A 15,691-nucleotide genomic window follows, 5' to 3' on the forward strand; every position below is an offset into this window, starting at 1 on the left:
AACAAAGTATAACACATTGAAATATATAGGTTGCACTGCACAAAAAACAGCAGAGAAAGCGTTTTTTTACAAATAGTTATGCTATCAGCGCGGGGAGTGCAGAAAGTACCCTGTGCAAGGTTTCGATGGTTGACATGTCGGCTACTCCATCGACTTTTTCTGGGCGAAAATGGCGCTGGAACGCTAAAATGCCTAATTCTGTCGACCTTCCGAACACACCATCTATGGGTACATCATAGCCATAAAGGGCCAGCATGCCCTGCAAAGCTTCAACCGGCTGGCCCTGATCACCGAGCGAAAAGAACCGGCCGCCACGGATCGGCGATGGCGCTACCCAGTGCCCTACCCCGGAATTGTACAAAACCGGCCACGGGAATTTCTCACCGGGATCAATCTTGCGCGCGGGCGCAATATCCGAATGGGCGAGCACATTCTCCGGGCGCATTTTGTGGCGCGAGACAATGCCCTTGCACAGGTCAATGACCGCATCGATCTGCACATCGCCAAAATCAGGAAAATCCAGCAGCGGGCCGCCATTGACGATTTCAATGCCGATGGATGAGGAATTGATATCCACCTCGCCCTTCCACGAACTCTGGCCCGCATGCCATGCGCGTTCGCTCTCGGGCACGAGCTGCACAACGCGGCCATCCTCATGCACGACATAATGAGCCGAAACTTCGCTCTCCGGGTTGGTCAGCCAGCTTTCCGCAGCCTCACCCGTTGCCATGCCCGTATAATGCAGGATCAGAATGGAAGGGTGCTTGCCATCCTTGCGCGGGCCAAAATTCGGAGAGGGATGCACTTCCGCGCGTAAATGATCAGGTTTAAACGCGCTCATATGCCTTCAGATCTTTTTCGACTTTTTCCCACGCTGCATTGATAGCAGCGATGCGCTGATTGGCAATCGCAACAAATTCTTCCGGCACACCGCGCGCAATCAGCATATCCGGATGGTTTTCCCGCACCAGCGCCCGATAACGCTTGCGCGCCTCTTCAAAGCTGACACCGCGTGTAAGGCCAAGGACGACGAACGGGTCCGCCTGCCCGCGCCCGACATGCCGCGCGAGAATGCTGTCGAACTGGTCTTCATCCAATGCAAAAATCTCGGCGACTGTTCCCAGAAAGATCAGCTCTTTATCGTGGAGCGCACCATCTGATTTGGCAATGTGGAACAGGCCGTCGAGAATGTCTTCCAGCATTTTGCAATTCGGCTGGCCGGAACCGCAGAGCGAAGCAAGCTGCGCCGCATAGGTCTCGTAACCCGCGACATCCTGCTTGGCGAGATTATAGAGCCGCGTGACTTGATCCTGATAGCGCGGCGGAACGTGGAAAATCTCGTGGAATGCCTTGACCTCGACTTCGGTTACAACACCATCAGCCTTGGCCATCTTGGCAGAGAGCGCAATCATGGCAATCGAGAATGCAACGCGCCTGCGGGTTTCGGGATCACCCTCAAACGCAGTGCGCACGGCCTCGATGATGCTGGAGAAAGCATCGATTGCAGTGGTGGTAATGAAGTCGCTGATACGGCGCCAAATCGACATATGACTGTTTTATTCAAATTCTTTCGCAATTGCGAGAGCGATCTGACGTAAGTTGAGCAGACGGGTTGACGCACCTGTCAAAATAAAATGGCCAGCACAAGGCTGGCCATTTTCATCAGGGATAGCGGCTCTTACTGAACGCCGAGCGCATCCTTGATAACTTTTTCTGCGGCATCCGCAGCGGCCTTGATCTGGTCAGCAGTCTGACCGGCAGCCTTGGCAGCATCTTCAGCAGCCTTACGGGCAGTTGCAACAGCGGCCTGCTTCTGCTCGGCTGTCATCGTGGCAGCCTGTTCCTTCAGCTTCTTCAGCGTATCCGCCGCATTCATCGGCGTTGCTGGAGCAGCCGGTGTCTGTGTCGTGGAAGGTGTTGCAGGGGCAGGAGCAGGTGTTGCTGCAGGCTGTTCAGTTGTCGCTGGCGCCTTCTTTTCTTCTTCTTTTTTACCGCACGCTGTCAGTGCGAGAAGCGAAACCAAACCAAGCGAAATAAGAAGTTTGCTGTTCATAAGTATACCCTCTCCGTTTCAAACAAATACGTCCCTCATCTTTTATCTTACCTGAAATAAGGCAAAGTTGGGTCTTGTTTTAAAGTTGGGTTAACTTTTCATCGAGCATTCACAAAACCTCAAGCAATCCGGGCCCTTTGCTTGTGATTGCTTCTGGCACATTGTTCTGCAAAATTGCCGCTCCACAGCCGAAATACCGAAGAGATCACTCCCATGCCCCTATCCCCGCTGATTCGTGTCCTAACTTCCCAGGATGCACCGACCTTCCAGCAGTTGCGTCTCCATGCCCTCAAAACAGCACCGGAAGGGTTCGGCTCAAGCTATGAGGATGAAGTTGGCCGAGAACGATCAGACATTGAAAGGATGCTTGGGGCCAGACCCAACGCAGTGTTCGGCGCTTTTGCCGGAACTGAACTGGTGGGCATGGCCGGTTTTGCCACCACGCCCAAGGTCAAACAGAAGCACAAGGGTCTGCTATGGGGTGTTTTCGTTCACCCCGATTGGCGCGGCCACAACCTTGGCAAACGGTTGACATTGGCGGTTATCGATCACGCCCGCGATCACGTCGATACGTTGCATGCCACTGTCATGGCGGCAAACCTGCCAGCACGCACACTCTATCTCGGGCTTGGTTTCACGGTCTTCGGCTTTGAAAAGGATGCCCTGCGCATCAATGGCCAATCCTATGATGATGAGTTGCTGCGGCTCGATCTGCGCTGAAATCTACTCCAGAAAATCACCGCACCATCTTGAAAATTGCGCGGGTTGGGTTTATACCAACCGAAATGATTAGCTCACTACTTATTACATGGCTACCATATGTCCAAAATGACGCCTCGTGACATCTATATCGACGAGCTGGCGAAAGTCAGCCGCAAGATTCGCACATTGTTCGATGCGCGGGTCAAACAACGCGGCCTCACCTTTGCGCGCGCCCGCACAATGATGCTGCTCGACCGCATGGAAATACTCAGCCAGAAAGATCTGGCCGAAGAGCTGGAGATCGAAACACCCACCATGGTGCGGCTTCTGGACGGTCTGGAGAAGCAGGGCTTTATTGAACGACGCTCGGTGGAGGGTGATCGCCGTGCCAAACAGATTGTCATGACGCCTCTCGGCGCGGAGCTTGCCAGCGAGGTCAATCAATTGGCACAGGAATTGCGGGCGGAATTTTTGCAAGGCATCGACGACAAGGCGCTTGTCGCCACGCTGGAGGTCATCCGCGCTATCAATGGCAACATTGGCGAAATGGACAAGGATCAGGCCTGATGATCCCGGAGGCAGAATTTGTCGGGTATGACCCGTTAAAATTGCAGCCGGAGCCCGCCGAGGAACAGGCTTTGCCCGCAGCGCCCCAGCCTGCTCCACCGCTAGCCATGAGTCCCTATTGGTCGGCCATCTATATTGCTGCATCCACCCTGCTCTCCCTGACACAGGGGCTCGGCATGAATCTCATCGCCACCAATGTGTCACAGATTCAAGGCTATCTCGGCGCGACAAGTACCGAAACGACATGGCTGATTGCTGCCTATATGGCGCCAAATGTCAGTCTTTCGGTCGCCTTGATCAAAATCCGCGCCCAATATGGCCTGCGCAATTTTGCCCAGTTGAGCATTGCCGGATTTGTCCTTGTCTCGCTGATGCATCTGTTTGTGACCGATCTGCAATCGGCCATCATCATCCGTTTTTTCAGCGGCATGGCGGCCTCTCCCATGTCGACCCTCGCCTTTCTCTATATGCTCGAAGCATTTCCGCCCGCGCGCAAATTGACAGTCGCGGTCTGTCTCGTGCTGACCAATATTTCTCTGGCATCGCCACTGGCACGATTTCTGTCACCCGCACTGCTCGATTTCGGTCAATGGCGCGGGCTCTATATGTTCGAGGTTTCGCTGGCCTTCATTGCCTTTACGGTCATTTATCTGCTGCCACTGACACCGCCACCACGCGCCAAGGTCATCGAGAAACTTGATATTCTGGCCTATCTGCTGATCGCCATCGGTTTCGGCTGTACTGCTGTCGTCCTTGTAACCGGACGGCTTTACTGGTGGACGGAAGTGTCATGGCTCGGCATTCTTCTTGCCATCGCCGTTGTCACGTTGACGCTGGCCGTTATCATCGACCTCAATCGAACGAAGCCGCTGCTTGATATCCACTGGATCGTGAGCAAGGAAGTGTTGCATCTGGCCGGAACCATTCTCTTGTTCCGCTTGATCGTTTCCGAACAAGCCACCGTCGCAACCAACTTCTTCCAGAATCTGGGGCTGCTCAACGAGCAGATTGCCACGCTCTACGCGGTGATGATGGTATCAATGGTCGTGGCAGGCCTGTGCTGCGCTGCGGTGATGACGCCGGAACGCGGGCCTGCCATCCATGTGATCGCCCTGATCTTCCTGATTATCGGCTCCTATATGGACAGCCAGGCAACGAACCTGACGCGCCCTGAGAACATGTATGTCAGTCAGGCGCTGATCGCAGCGGCAACGGTGATTTTCCTGCCGCCTGCCATGTCTGCAGGCCTGATGTCCGCGCTGAAACGTGGACCAGTCTATATTCTCAATTTCTTCATTGTGTTTCTGGCAACGCAAAGTCTTGGCGGCCTGCTCGGAACGGCGGTTTTCGGCAGCTTCATCACCATCCGCGAGAAATTTCACTCCAATGTCCTTGCCGAACATATCGTCATGTCCGACCCGCTCGTGGCCCAGCGTGTTGCCCAACTGGCAAGCGGCTATGGCCGCGTCATCACCGACAAGGTGCTCCTCAATGCGGAAGGTATCGCACTGCTGTCGCAGCAAGCCACCCGTGAAGCCAACATCCTTGCCTATAATGATGCATTCTTCCTGATAGCGGGCATCTCATTCTTTGCCCTTGTCGCCCTCCTCATCCATGTCAGCTTTCGCTATGGCATCAGGAAGTTCATACTTCCGGCTATCACAGGCGAAATTGCTCAACCAAGTTCGTAAGATATGACCATATTGCTTCGCAACACCGCCACCCTGATTGCAATTTTCCTCGGCCTGCTCGGCCTTGTGCTGGTGCTCTATGCATGGAGGCTGCCGCCTTTTAACAGCGACGTCGAGATCACCGAGAATGCCTATGTCAAAGGGTATGTGACGCTCATCAGCCCGCAGCTCAGTGGCTACATCGTTGAAGTGCCGGTGCAGGACTATCAGCAGGTCAAGGAAGGCCAGTTGCTGGTGCGGATTGATGACCGCATCTATGCGCAGAAGCTTGAACAGGCGAAAGCGACACTGGCAAGCCAGCAGGCCGCACTCAACAATTCGACGCAGCAGGAACGCGCCGCTCAGGCCCGCATTGGTTCGAGTCAGGCGCAGCTTGACAGTGCCAATTCCGGTCTGCGGCGCACGCAGGCCAATTGGGCCCGCATCGAACCGTTGACCATCAAAGGGGTCATGACAAAAAGCGATTCCGATCAGGCTGAAACCGCATTGGAGCAATCTCAGTCTTCGGTCACACAGGCGCAGGCAGCGCTGGAGGTTTCACGCCAGGATCTTGAGACCATCAGGGTCAGCCGCGGATCGCTCGAAGCAGCTGTCGCAGGCGCGGTTGCCGCCGTCAATCTCGCCGAGATTGACATGACCAACACGAAAATTCTCGCGCCGCGCGATGGGACGGTTGGCGAAGTGGGCGCAAAACTTGGACAATACGTGACCGCAGGAACACAGCTCATGGCGGTGGTCCCGCCAGATGTGTGGGTTATTGCCAATTTCAAGGAAACCCAGCTCAGCAATATCAAGATCGGCCAGCCTGTAACATTCACGGTGGATGCCCTCAACCGCAGGCGTCTGAACGGTCATGTCGAGCGGTTTTCGCCGGCTGCCGGGTCAGAATTCAGTGTGCTCAAACCCGATAATGCGACCGGTAATTTCACCAAGGTTGCACAGCGCATTTCCGTGCGCATCTCTGTTGATCCGGGTCAGGACCTTGCCCAGTATCTGGCACCGGGCATGTCGGTTGTGGTGCGTACAGAGCTGGAAAAATGAGTCGCCACGGAATCACGAAAACGCGGTTGAACCGACAGAAGTCACAATAACCACACCGTTTATGCACCGGTTTGTTGCCTGAAACTGGCTTCCCCGATACGCGATTTCCGGGGCAAGAAATCACCATCATCGCGAATTTAGGGGAAAATGTTTTCACTCATTTGCAATGAGAGAGAAATTAACAAAATCAAAGGATTGGGAGAATAACATCAATTGGCATGCCGCTGCACGTCCACCCCATAGTCGTGAAAATGCAAGGGTTTGTCCGCACAACCGGAATCAATCTGGCAAGGACTTGATTCAAAATCGTCACGGCTCTGTTACATCGAAATGTTAGGCGGAGAGGAATTTCCAACAAGGGGATTCAATCCGATGCCGTTTGCCAAACAGCCCGATAGCGCCTCCGCGCCGCGGCATGAAAAAGTTCAGAACGCCGTTCGCCAGAACAAGCTTCTGTCAAAGGCTGGTCTATCAGAACGGCTCTTCGCCCATGTCTTCAAGGGCCTTGTCTATCCGCAGATTTGGGAAGACCCCGAAGTGGACATGGAGGCACTGCAAATCCGCTCCGGCCACCGCATTGTCACCATCGCCTCGGGTGGCTGCAATGCCATGTCCTACCTCACCGCTGATCCTGCAAGCGTCGAGGCTGTCGATCTCAACACGGCGCACGTGGCTTTCAATCGGCTGAAGCTTGCGGCGGTCTCGCGCCTGCCGAATTACGATGCCTTCTACCGCTTCTACGGAACGGCTGACGACAAGGCGAACCTTGCAGCCTATGAGCGTTTTATCCAGCCACATCTCGACACCACCAGCCGCGCCTATTGGGAAAAGCGGATGCTGTCTGGCCGCCGCCGCATCACCATCTTTTCGCGTGATCTCTATCGCCACGGCCTGCTTGGCCTGTTCATCGGCATGGGCCACCGCGTCGCCAAACTTTATGGCATCGATCCCCGCGATATTCTGAAAGCTGAAACGATTGAGGAACAGCGCGCCTATTTTGATCGCGCCCTCGCCCCGCTCTTTGACAAGCGCATGGTGCGTTGGGCAACGAAGCGCAAATCCTCCCTGTTTGGCCTCGGCATTCCACCCCAGCAATATGATGCGCTGGCAACCGCAGGCGACGGTAATATGGCGCTGGTATTGCGCCGCCGTCTGGAGAAACTCGCCTGCGGTTTTCCTCTCTCTGAAAACTATTTCGCGTGGCAGGCCTTCGGGCGTGGCTACAGCGACAATGCCGAAACCGGCCCGCTGCCTCCTTACCTTTCGCGCAACAATTTCGAGAACGTCCGCGACCGTGCCGAACGCATGAGCGTCGTCAATGCCTCGCTGACGGAGTTCCTTGCGGCCAAGCCTGCCGGATCGGTAGACCGCTTCATCCTTTTGGATGCGCAGGACTGGATGAATGACAAGCAGTTGAATGATCTCTGGCACGAGATCACCCGCACCGCTGCATCAGGCGCACGCGTTATCTTCCGCACCGCTGCCGAGCCCACCATTCTGCCCGGCCGTATTGATGACAGCGTGCTTGAGCGCTGGGACTACAGGCAAGAGCAATCTCTTGACCTGCATAACCGCGACCGGTCGTCGATCTATGGCGGCTTCCATCTTTACGCGCTCAAGGATTGATATTGATGTTGACCAAGATCGAGCATGGACCGCTGATGGATCGCGTCTACCGGCATCAGCGCCATTTTTACGATGCCACGCGCAAATATTACCTGCTGGGCCGCGACCCGATGATTGCGGGCCTCACACCACCAGCCAATGGCAGCATTCTGGAAATCGGCTGCGGTACGGGACGTAATCTCGTCATGGCCGGCGAAGCTTACCCCACGACCAAACTCTTCGGTGTCGACATTTCCAACGAAATGCTCAGCACCGCACGCAAGAAGGTCATGGCTGCAGGACTTGGCGAGCGCACGCAGCTTGCCTATGCGGATGCGGCAAAGTTCGACCCGTCATCTCTCTTCGGTCTCGCACAGTTTGACCGGATTTTCATCTCCTATGCCGTATCGATGATCCCGCAATGGGAAAATGTCATGCGCGAGGCGGTCAATCACCTCGCGGTTGGCGGCGAATTGCACATTGTCGATTTCGGCGATTTGAAGGATTTGCCCGGTGCGGCAAGGGCGGCCCTTTATAAATGGCTGGAATGGTACCACGTCACACCGCGCAACGATCTCTTTGAGATCGCCGAAACCATTGCAGCCGGGGCCGGTGCCCATGCCGAAGCGCAACGGCTCTATCGCGGCTTTGCCTGGATTTCGATCATTCGCCGCACTGCTTAAGAGCTTTGCACTCGTATGCATGATATACGAAAGGTCGCTTTGATTACCTTTCGGTTTGCCGGGGAATCTCCCATGGATCAAGCAGCGGGACGCCGGTAGGCAGGAAATCAATGGTGTTTCGCGTGACGATCGTCATGCCATGAACGAAGCCCGTCGCCGCAATCAGAGCATCGCGCTCTGAGCGCCGATCCGGCACATGAAGCCGGGCGCATCTTTGGGCAACAGCAGTGTCTATGGACAATGTGCGTCCAGCAAACTCCGGAAGAACCTTTTGATCAAGCCATGCGCGAAGGATACCGCCTTGTCCGGGATCTCTCCGCTCCATTTGCAAAACGCCCGTCTCAAGCTCGAGCACAGTAATTGCGGAGATGTAAAGCTGTCCGGATTCAGCAGCGTTGGCCCATCTTGCGAATTGCGGGTCTGCCTTTCCAGCGCGAACCTTGCGCAATTCCGATACAACATTGGTGTCGAGGATAAACATCAGGAGAGATCGGTCGAGCGGCTGTTGATGACTGCTGCGGGGGCTTCAAAATCAATGTCTTCGGCTCCAGCCAAAGCATCCACAATTTTCTGCGTCCCTCCACTCAGTTGCATATATTCTTTCATAGTCAAAAGGACGTGCGCGGGCCTGCCCCGATCCGTGATAAACACCGGGCCGTCATTGGCCGCCTTCTTTGCGCGGCTGGTGTCCTGATTGAATTCGCGACTCGATAGGGTGGTAATCGTCATGATACCTCCGACGCTCAAATTATGTAGATATGTTACTACATTATTCGCTGAATGCAATGGAAAACCCGGCAAACCCTATATATGTCGTTGCCTCAAAAGATTGAGCACTAACCGCTTATTTACACAGATCGCCCTTGGCGACGACCGAGCTTGGGGCTGCCTGACAATAAAGTTTGGAAATATTTTCCGCCGTGCGTCCGCTCTGCGGATTGGATTCCAGTTCGTCGCCGCTCTCACTTTGCAAGAGTTCACAATCACTGCGCAGCAGGCAGATAACCGGGATACGGGCCATTGCCGTTGCGGTCTTGAACATGCCGCGCTTGCCGTCCATCGGCCCGGCATTGCGGACACGATACCATTGGTGCACACGGGTGATGCGGAAGAACGAGCGGGGATTGGGCAAAATAGCAATCCGCGACAGGAGATCATTGTCAGCGAAAAGATCGACGACCTGTCCGTCATAGGGTTCCGTCAGCCGGAAATTGTTCGAAATGAACGTGGAATTGAAAGCGATAGCCGCCGTGCATGGAAATGCTGCGGCCATGTGGCGGGCAAGTCCGCCACCCAATTCATGACCGACGACAATGTAATCAACAGGTAAGCCATCCGAATTTTTCTGGGCTTCGGCTCTGACCTTGGCGAATTCCTTGCGGGCCGTGCGATACTGATCCCATGGATTGATAATCTGGGTGAAATAGCTGAGTTCACTGATCAACCCCGAAATGCTGGCCAAACCATCGCTGCCACGAAACACGATCATATAGGACATGCGGTCTGAACTGCGGCGGCGATAGACTTCCGCATAAAATCCGCCTGCCTTGGCGACAGGCTCGCCGAAAGGCTCCCAGCCGAAATATTCGGACTTCAGATCAAAATGATGCCGGGCAATCGGCTTGTAGATATTCGACGCATAGGCAGCGTAAACGCCGAAATAGTCGGCGATAAGCTCGTTATTATAGCTGGGAAAGCCGCGATAATTTCTCCAGAAGCTCGGGACCGTCGGACGCACGCAATTTTCCGTATGGCTATTGCCGATACCAAGCTCCGGCCGGTCGATGGTAATCCACGCGGCCAGCGTCACATTGGCAAGGCCAATGACGCAGATAACAAGTACAACCCAGCCAATTTTCCTGAACATCGTCTTCCCCGGATGGGTCAAATCTGTGTGCTGACAACATTTTTGCCGTCTATCATGTCAAACACAATGATGTGACCTACCATGCCCCAACAGTCACTTACAGATATCACATTGAAAAATAGTGACAAAGTCGCGGCACTGATTATCACTAGTCATCTCTGCCGGTCATGATCTGTTAAGCATAATATCGCATGACTGAAAACCAATAGAATGCCCAATCACGATTCGAGTACGGACCGTCTTTCATGAAGCGACTTGCCGCTGGTTTACTGATACTTCTTCTCGCCGGCTGCACGACGGTCGATTATGATTTTTCCGATGCGAAAAAGCGGTCTGCATCCGCTCCGTTGCAGCAGATCGCCGCGCCGTCGGGTCCTGTCAACGCGCCGCGTTTCAATGATCGCGACCCGCATGACTGGACGGGAAAGACGCCATGGCATTATCCTGTTCACGGAACTGACGTCTCAAAATACCAGTCGACAATCGACTGGTCGACAGTTCGTGCCAGCCGCATCTCCTTTGTCTTTATCAAGGGCACGGAAGGCGCAGACCGGGTCGATGACCGTCTGGCGGAAAACTGGCAGGCGGCGCGGGCCGCGGGCATTCCGCGCGGTGCCTATCACTTCTATTATTTCTGCCGCACCGCCAAGGAACAGGCGCAGTGGTTCATTCGCAATGTGCCGAATGATCCCGGCGCGCTGCCGCCCGTGCTTGATATGGAATGGAATGCGTCGTCCCCAACCTGCAAGCTGCGCCCCAATGCGGCCGTGGTGCGCAGCGAAATGCGCATCTTCGCCGATATGCTGGAGCGCCACTATGGCAAGCGGCCAATCATTTACACCACAGTCGACTTCTTCGACGACAATGATCTGAGACAATTGGCCGGATATCCATTCTGGCTACGCTCGGTGGCCGGACACCCGGACGAGAAATACGGCACCCACCCCTGGACATTCTGGCAGTACACGGGAACAGGCTCCATCCCCGGCATTCGCGGCGATGCGGACATTAATGTCTTTGCTGGCAATGAGGCGGCGTGGAAACAGTGGCTGGCCCGCAACAAGGTGCGATAAAGTCACATTCCGGGTTTTCTCGCAATTCTGTGACTTCACGCCACGGACATAATCGTGCATTAGCAGGGAAACGCGCGCGCCGATGGGCGCGCCCCGAGTTACTGACGAGATTTCCTGAATGAACAAACTATCGATAGCCCTTGCCGCCGCGCTTCTTTCTGCGACAGGTTCCGCCTATGCACTGGATCAGGTCGATCCCCTGCAACCAGCGGCTGCAAAACCTGCCTGCGGCGGTGAACTCGAGCCATGGTTCAATGGCCTCATTGCCGAGGCAAAGGCAGCGGGCGTGGGCGAAAAGGGCCTGAACGAACTTCTCAAGGCGTCCATGGATGACAAGGTTCTGCAGCGCGACCGCGCGCAGGGCGTGTTCAACCAGACGTTCCTGACCTTCTCCTCGCGCATGGTATCTGATTATCGTCTCAAACAGGGCGCTGCCAACCTCAAGAAATATGCCGATACTTTTGCCAGGGCCGAAGCCGAATATGGTGTGCAGGGCCCCGTTATTGCCGCCTTCTGGGGGCTGGAGACAGACTATGGCGCGGTTCAAGGCGATTTCGATACGCTGAACTCCCTTCTCACGCTGTCGTTTGACTGCCGCCGTCCGGAACTGTTCCGCCCTCAGTTGATCGCTCTTCTCAAACTCTTCGATAAGGGCGTGGTCGATTCAAAGACAACAGGCGCGTGGGCGGGTGAAATCGGTCAGACACAATTGCTGCCGACGGTTTATCTTGAACGCGGTGTCGATGGCGACGGCGATGGCAAGGTGGATCTGAAGAACAGCGCGCCGGATGTTATTATGACAACTGCACGCTTCCTGCATGATCTGGGCTGGCGCAAGAGCGAGCCCTGGCTTGAGGAAGTCAAGCTGACCAAGGAACTGCCTTGGGAAAACGCCCTGCGCACCAACCGTCTTCCGCATTCCAAATGGTCTGAATGGGGTGTTACGGGCATGAAGGGACCGCTTGGCCCTGATGATGGCGATGCCTCGCTGCTGCTACCGATGGGCCGCAAGGGTCCGGCATTCCTGTCCTATGCGAATTTCGACATTTTCGTCGAGTGGAACAAATCCATCATTTACGCCACAACGGCCGCCTATTTCGCCACGCGTCTGGCCGGTGCAGGTCCGCTTGAGCCTACAACCCCTGAAACTGGCCTTACTCCGGATCAGATGAAGGAATTGCAGACCAAACTCGCCGCCCGTGGCCATGATATGGGCCCGAAGATCGACGGCGTGTTCGGCATCTTGACCCGCGATGCGGTTCGCGAAGAACAGATGCGCCTTGGCCTGCCTGCCGATTCCTGGCCTACACCGGAACTGCTCGGAAGGCTCTAAGGGGCCAATCGTAAGGCTTACTCTCTGTGCTCGGCCGGGGCCATTGTTTCCAGTGAAGCAAAGCCTTCCGGTTGGCCACCCTCGTCAAACGTTGTTTCCACCTCAACAAACGTATCAGGGTAAAACCCGTTGAAGCGGGTGCGCAGCGACAGGGAATAGGCGCCGATATTGCCGATTTCGATCCAGTCACCGGTTGCCACCGTTTCCGGCAGCCAGAATGGCCGTGACAGGATATCGACGGAATCGCAGGTGGCACCGCAGACGCGGAACGGTACGATTTCCTTGACGTTGCCATTGCGATGCTTGATTGCCGGGTCCGGTATGAACCGCGCGGGAAGTGTGATCTTGCCGGTCCACGAATCCGACAGCGAAGCCCAGATACCATCATTGATATAAAGCCGCCGCCCCTTGCGCAGGAGCACGCGCACGATCAGCGAGAAAGCCCGTGCCACAATCACGCGGCCGGGTTCTGCCACCAAAGGCAGATCGCCAAAGCCCCATTCCTTGATGTCGCCGCGCAGACGCGACATCAACTGCCCGAGCGAGGGCATTTCCACATGCTTGCGCTTGGGATCATGGCCATATTCAGCCGGAAAGCCGCCACCGACATCAAGACCCGCAAGCGGCACACCGGCACGATTGCGCACCCAGTCAGCTGACCGCAGCGCCCGCTCATAGGTATCAGGATCTTCAATCTGGCTACCCACATGGAAACAGATGCCGACCTTGTAGCCGATCTTGTGCAGCCGCTGCAAAAGCTCGACCGCATGGGCTGGCGTTGCCCCGAATTTCTTGGAAAGCTCATAGGCCGCATGGCCCTTGGTCTGCAGCCGCACATAGAGCGTGACGCTGCCCGGATCAATATCAAGCGCCCGCACAATACGCGTTACCTTGGCAATCTCATCCTCATGATCCACCGCAAGGATGCGAATGCCATAGGTCTCAAGCGCAAGGCGAATGTCCGACTGCGCCTTGATCGGATGCATATAGAGCATGTGTGCATGGGGAGCGACCTTGCGCACCGCTTCAAATTCACCCGGCGAGGCCACATCGAATGTGTTGATGCCGTTGCGCGCCAATGTTTCCAGCACAAGGTTTTCACCGTTGGTCTTGACCGCATAGGCGGTCTCGCCGGGAAACATTTTCATGAACTGGTGCGCATCTTCGACCAGTACATTTGGCCGAAAGCAATAGACAGGTTGATCGGGCCGCAGGGTAAGGGCTGCATCGCGGGCCGAGGCGAATCGTTGCATCGTGATGTTCTGCGTCATGCAGAAGTCTTAGCAAGAGCAGATGACGGACGAAAGTCAGTTCTGTCGCGATCCCCTGGTCCCGTTTTCACAGTTCTCTAGCACCTCCACGCTCTTTTCCATCTGATGTCGACTTTCCATCTGATGTCGACCACGCCTATTCCCCAATGCTCCCCAATGTCGTTATTCAACAATGTCGTTATTCAACTGGTATCCTCGCATTTCCGTTGTGTCTTCGTACCACTCAGGAAATCAAACCCTCGCACCGGTCGAGAACAGATGTCGTCGCTCTCTTTAACCTATCGAAAATTATATAAGCTTCTGAAATCATTATCAATTATACTATGGTCTAATTTAAATTCCTTGGTCTTGATGATAGCGTTCAATAGGTCGAATTTGTGGGTAATCGGGTGATCCTGTTTGGTAGAGCGCGTAAAACAAAAGCAGTAACGATAGAGCAGCAAAAACGGTAGAACGTGGAGGTGTGCACAAGTGTAGTGCCAAGAGTCTCGCAGTGTTTGGTGTCCAGAGGGTTTGTTTCAGTTATTCATTCTGGCGAGCTGTCGTGAAAGCTATCTTCTCACACGACTATCTTTCCGCGCGAACTATCTTCTCGCACGAATCAGGTGGCAATTTCCCGGTGCGCGCTTAGGAATAGGCGTCTCAGACAGGAACCGGGGGACTTCCAGTGACAATGAACCAGACGACGACACCCAATCCGCTTGCTATGACCGGCATTGTCTGGCTGCAATTGCTGTTGCTTGGCGCCATATGGGGCGGTTCGTTCTTCTTTGCCAAAATCGCCGTATCGGTAATTCCGCCGCTGACACTCGTGCTTTTTCGGGTGGTCATCGCTGCCCTCGCCCTGCACATCTATCTGCTTGGCCGTGGCATCAGGTTCTGGGATTACCGTCAGCACGCGCTGGGTTTTGCCGGGCTGGGGCTTCTGAACAATGTCATCCCCTTCTCCCTGCTGTTTATCGGCCAGACGGCGCTTGGCGCGGGAATTGAGTCGATCCTCAATGCGACGACACCGATCTGGACCGTGATCATAGCCAGCTTCCTGACCATTGATGAAAAAATCTCCACCAACAAGATCGCAGGTATTCTGCTCGGCATCTTCGGCACCGTGGTTATGGTCGGGCCCGGCTTACTCTCCGGCCTTGGCGGACCGCTTTGGGCCGAAATCGCCGTGCTGACTGCCACCCTCTCCTATGCCTTTGCCAGTATTCTCGCCAAGCGGTTCAAGGGCATTCCGCCTGCGGTCACTGCAACCGGCCAGATGACTGCCTCGACCCTGATCATGATCCCCGTGGTGCTGTTGTCGGATGGTATTCCAAATTTGGCTGCACCTGATAGCGGCGTCTGGGCCGCAGTCTTCAGCCTTGCGCTTCTATCCACCGCCTTTGCCTATATCCTGTTCTTTTCGATTGTCCGGGCTGGCGGCGCCACCAATGCCTCGCTTGTCACACTGGTTGTTCCCGTGAGTGCAATCCTGCTTGGAACAATTTTTCTTGGCGAACAGCTCGGCTTAAAGGATTTTGCCGGCATGGCGCTGATCGCCCTTGGCCTTCTGACCATTGATGGCAGGCTGCTTGCCGCACTTAAAAACCGCAAAAAAGATAGAGTTTTCAACAAATCCTAGCGGACTACGCATGAAACGCGGTGGCGGAATTGCGGCGCAATTATGTCACAAATCCGTGAGAAACCGCGCATTTTGAGTTTTGGTGCGTTGCAAAAATAAACCAAATCTTCGGTAATTTAATCGTGAATACACGATTTTTTATTCCGTTAAATGCGTTTCATTTCATAAACTTACGATTGGT

16 protein-coding genes are annotated in these 15,691 nt (G+C 54.9%); 9 read left to right on the plus strand and 7 right to left on the minus strand.

Annotation, left to right across the window (positions count from 1 at the left end; all coding sequences use genetic code 11):
* Positions 1 to 76: 76 nt before the first annotated feature.
* The 3 genes from BLU05_RS03760 to BLU05_RS03770 all read right to left on the minus strand — a co-directional run bounded on the left by BLU05_RS03760 (position 77) and on the right by BLU05_RS03770 (position 2,053).
* A complete protein-coding gene (locus BLU05_RS03760; RefSeq protein WP_091877853.1) occupies positions 77 to 841 on the minus strand; it encodes an N-acetylmuramoyl-L-alanine amidase in 765 nt (254 codons plus the stop codon).
* On the minus strand, positions 828 to 1,547 hold the full coding sequence (locus tag BLU05_RS03765; protein ID WP_091877854.1) for a J domain-containing protein: 720 nt from the start codon (positions 1,545 to 1,547) through the stop codon (positions 828 to 830). Before BLU05_RS03765 ends, BLU05_RS03760 begins: the two co-directional genes overlap by 14 nt.
* 131 nt (positions 1,548 to 1,678) lie before the next feature.
* Positions 1,679 to 2,053, minus strand: coding sequence for a hypothetical protein (locus BLU05_RS03770; RefSeq protein WP_175540510.1), 375 nt, complete (start codon positions 2,051 to 2,053; stop codon positions 1,679 to 1,681).
* 213 nt (positions 2,054 to 2,266) lie between these two features.
* Between BLU05_RS03770 and BLU05_RS03775 the strand changes: the two genes are divergently transcribed.
* The 6 genes from BLU05_RS03775 (at position 2,267) to BLU05_RS03800 (ending at position 8,342) form a co-directional block, all read left to right on the plus strand.
* Complete coding sequence (locus BLU05_RS03775) at positions 2,267 to 2,773, plus strand: GNAT family N-acetyltransferase (protein WP_091877855.1); 507 nt, start codon at positions 2,267 to 2,269, stop codon at positions 2,771 to 2,773.
* Between the two features lie 99 nt (positions 2,774 to 2,872).
* Positions 2,873 to 3,322, plus strand: a complete 450-nt coding sequence (locus tag BLU05_RS03780) for a MarR family winged helix-turn-helix transcriptional regulator (RefSeq protein WP_091877856.1) — start codon at positions 2,873 to 2,875, stop codon at positions 3,320 to 3,322.
* A gap of 107 nt (positions 3,323 to 3,429) precedes the next feature.
* A complete protein-coding gene (locus BLU05_RS03785) occupies positions 3,430 to 5,013 on the plus strand; it encodes an MFS transporter (RefSeq protein WP_244518189.1) in 1,584 nt (527 codons plus the stop codon).
* 3 nt (positions 5,014 to 5,016) lie between these two features.
* Positions 5,017 to 6,054 (plus strand): HlyD family secretion protein, encoded by a 1,038-nt coding sequence (locus BLU05_RS03790; protein WP_091877858.1) that lies wholly within the window; start codon positions 5,017 to 5,019, stop codon positions 6,052 to 6,054.
* Between the two features lie 372 nt (positions 6,055 to 6,426).
* The gene (locus BLU05_RS03795; RefSeq protein ID WP_091877859.1) at positions 6,427 to 7,680 is read left to right on the plus strand and encodes a BtaA family protein; all 1,254 of its coding nucleotides are present in this window, start codon (positions 6,427 to 6,429) and stop codon (positions 7,678 to 7,680) included.
* Positions 7,681 to 7,685: 5 nt separating this feature from the next.
* On the plus strand, positions 7,686 to 8,342 hold the full coding sequence (locus BLU05_RS03800; protein ID WP_091877860.1) for a class I SAM-dependent methyltransferase: 657 nt from the start codon (positions 7,686 to 7,688) through the stop codon (positions 8,340 to 8,342).
* A 43-nt stretch (positions 8,343 to 8,385) separates the two neighbouring features.
* On the opposite strand, the gene BLU05_RS03805 is transcribed toward BLU05_RS03800, so the two are convergent.
* From BLU05_RS03805 to BLU05_RS03815, 3 genes are all read right to left on the minus strand, one after another.
* A complete protein-coding gene (locus tag BLU05_RS03805) occupies positions 8,386 to 8,826 on the minus strand; it encodes a type II toxin-antitoxin system VapC family toxin (protein WP_210184595.1) in 441 nt (146 codons plus the stop codon).
* A complete protein-coding gene (locus BLU05_RS03810) occupies positions 8,823 to 9,071 on the minus strand; it encodes a type II toxin-antitoxin system Phd/YefM family antitoxin (RefSeq protein WP_091877862.1) in 249 nt (82 codons plus the stop codon). The genes BLU05_RS03805 and BLU05_RS03810 overlap by 4 nt, the downstream gene beginning before the upstream one ends.
* Positions 9,072 to 9,186: 115 nt before the next feature.
* On the minus strand, positions 9,187 to 10,209 hold the full coding sequence (locus BLU05_RS03815) for a Tle-like phospholipase domain-containing protein (protein ID WP_091877863.1): 1,023 nt from the start codon (positions 10,207 to 10,209) through the stop codon (positions 9,187 to 9,189).
* Between the two features lie 245 nt (positions 10,210 to 10,454).
* Here BLU05_RS03815 and BLU05_RS03820 point away from each other — a divergent pair, with 245 nt between their 5' ends.
* Both BLU05_RS03820 and BLU05_RS03825 read left to right on the plus strand, forming a co-directional pair.
* On the plus strand, positions 10,455 to 11,282 hold the full coding sequence (locus tag BLU05_RS03820) for a glycoside hydrolase family 25 protein (protein WP_091877864.1): 828 nt from the start codon (positions 10,455 to 10,457) through the stop codon (positions 11,280 to 11,282).
* 118 nt (positions 11,283 to 11,400) lie between these two features.
* Complete coding sequence (locus BLU05_RS03825; protein WP_091877865.1) at positions 11,401 to 12,615, plus strand: lytic murein transglycosylase; 1,215 nt, start codon at positions 11,401 to 11,403, stop codon at positions 12,613 to 12,615.
* A 17-nt stretch (positions 12,616 to 12,632) separates the two neighbouring features.
* On the opposite strand, the gene BLU05_RS03830 is transcribed toward BLU05_RS03825, so the two are convergent.
* The gene (locus BLU05_RS03830) at positions 12,633 to 13,868 is read right to left on the minus strand and encodes an alanine racemase (RefSeq protein ID WP_091877866.1); all 1,236 of its coding nucleotides are present in this window, start codon (positions 13,866 to 13,868) and stop codon (positions 12,633 to 12,635) included.
* Positions 13,869 to 14,559: 691 nt separating this feature from the next.
* Between BLU05_RS03830 and BLU05_RS03835 the strand changes: the two genes are divergently transcribed.
* Positions 14,560 to 15,510 (plus strand): DMT family transporter, encoded by a 951-nt coding sequence (locus BLU05_RS03835; RefSeq protein ID WP_244518142.1) that lies wholly within the window; start codon positions 14,560 to 14,562, stop codon positions 15,508 to 15,510.
* The last annotated feature ends 181 nt before the right edge of the window (positions 15,511 to 15,691 follow it).

Source organism: Phyllobacterium sp. OV277 (assembly GCF_900104355.1).
GTDB lineage: Bacteria > Pseudomonadota > Alphaproteobacteria > Rhizobiales > Rhizobiaceae > Phyllobacterium.

What these genes read in the sequence shown, in the direction of transcription:
- BLU05_RS03760 (WP_091877853.1), bottom strand. Translation starts at nt 841, where the DNA reads ATGAGCGCGTTTAAACCTGATCATTTACGCGCGGAAGTGCATCCCTCT.
- BLU05_RS03765 (WP_091877854.1), bottom strand. Translation starts at nt 1,547, where the DNA reads ATGTCGATTTGGCGCCGTATCAGCGACTTCATTACCACCACTGCAATC.
- BLU05_RS03770 (WP_175540510.1), bottom strand. Translation starts at nt 2,053, where the DNA reads ATGAACAGCAAACTTCTTATTTCGCTTGGTTTGGTTTCGCTTCTCGCA.
- BLU05_RS03775 (WP_091877855.1), top strand. Translation starts at nt 2,267, where the DNA reads ATGCCCCTATCCCCGCTGATTCGTGTCCTAACTTCCCAGGATGCACCG.
- BLU05_RS03780 (WP_091877856.1), top strand. Translation starts at nt 2,873, where the DNA reads ATGTCCAAAATGACGCCTCGTGACATCTATATCGACGAGCTGGCGAAA.
- BLU05_RS03785 (WP_244518189.1), top strand. Translation starts at nt 3,430, where the DNA reads ATGAGTCCCTATTGGTCGGCCATCTATATTGCTGCATCCACCCTGCTC.
- BLU05_RS03790 (WP_091877858.1), top strand. Translation starts at nt 5,017, where the DNA reads ATGACCATATTGCTTCGCAACACCGCCACCCTGATTGCAATTTTCCTC.
- BLU05_RS03795 (WP_091877859.1), top strand. Translation starts at nt 6,427, where the DNA reads ATGCCGTTTGCCAAACAGCCCGATAGCGCCTCCGCGCCGCGGCATGAA.
- BLU05_RS03800 (WP_091877860.1), top strand. Translation starts at nt 7,686, where the DNA reads ATGTTGACCAAGATCGAGCATGGACCGCTGATGGATCGCGTCTACCGG.
- BLU05_RS03810 (WP_091877862.1), bottom strand. Translation starts at nt 9,071, where the DNA reads ATGACGATTACCACCCTATCGAGTCGCGAATTCAATCAGGACACCAGC.
- BLU05_RS03815 (WP_091877863.1), bottom strand. Translation starts at nt 10,209, where the DNA reads ATGTTCAGGAAAATTGGCTGGGTTGTACTTGTTATCTGCGTCATTGGC.
- BLU05_RS03820 (WP_091877864.1), top strand. Translation starts at nt 10,455, where the DNA reads ATGAAGCGACTTGCCGCTGGTTTACTGATACTTCTTCTCGCCGGCTGC.
- BLU05_RS03825 (WP_091877865.1), top strand. Translation starts at nt 11,401, where the DNA reads ATGAACAAACTATCGATAGCCCTTGCCGCCGCGCTTCTTTCTGCGACA.
- BLU05_RS03830 (WP_091877866.1), bottom strand. Translation starts at nt 13,868, where the DNA reads ATGCAACGATTCGCCTCGGCCCGCGATGCAGCCCTTACCCTGCGGCCC.
- BLU05_RS03835 (WP_244518142.1), top strand. Translation starts at nt 14,560, where the DNA reads ATGAACCAGACGACGACACCCAATCCGCTTGCTATGACCGGCATTGTC.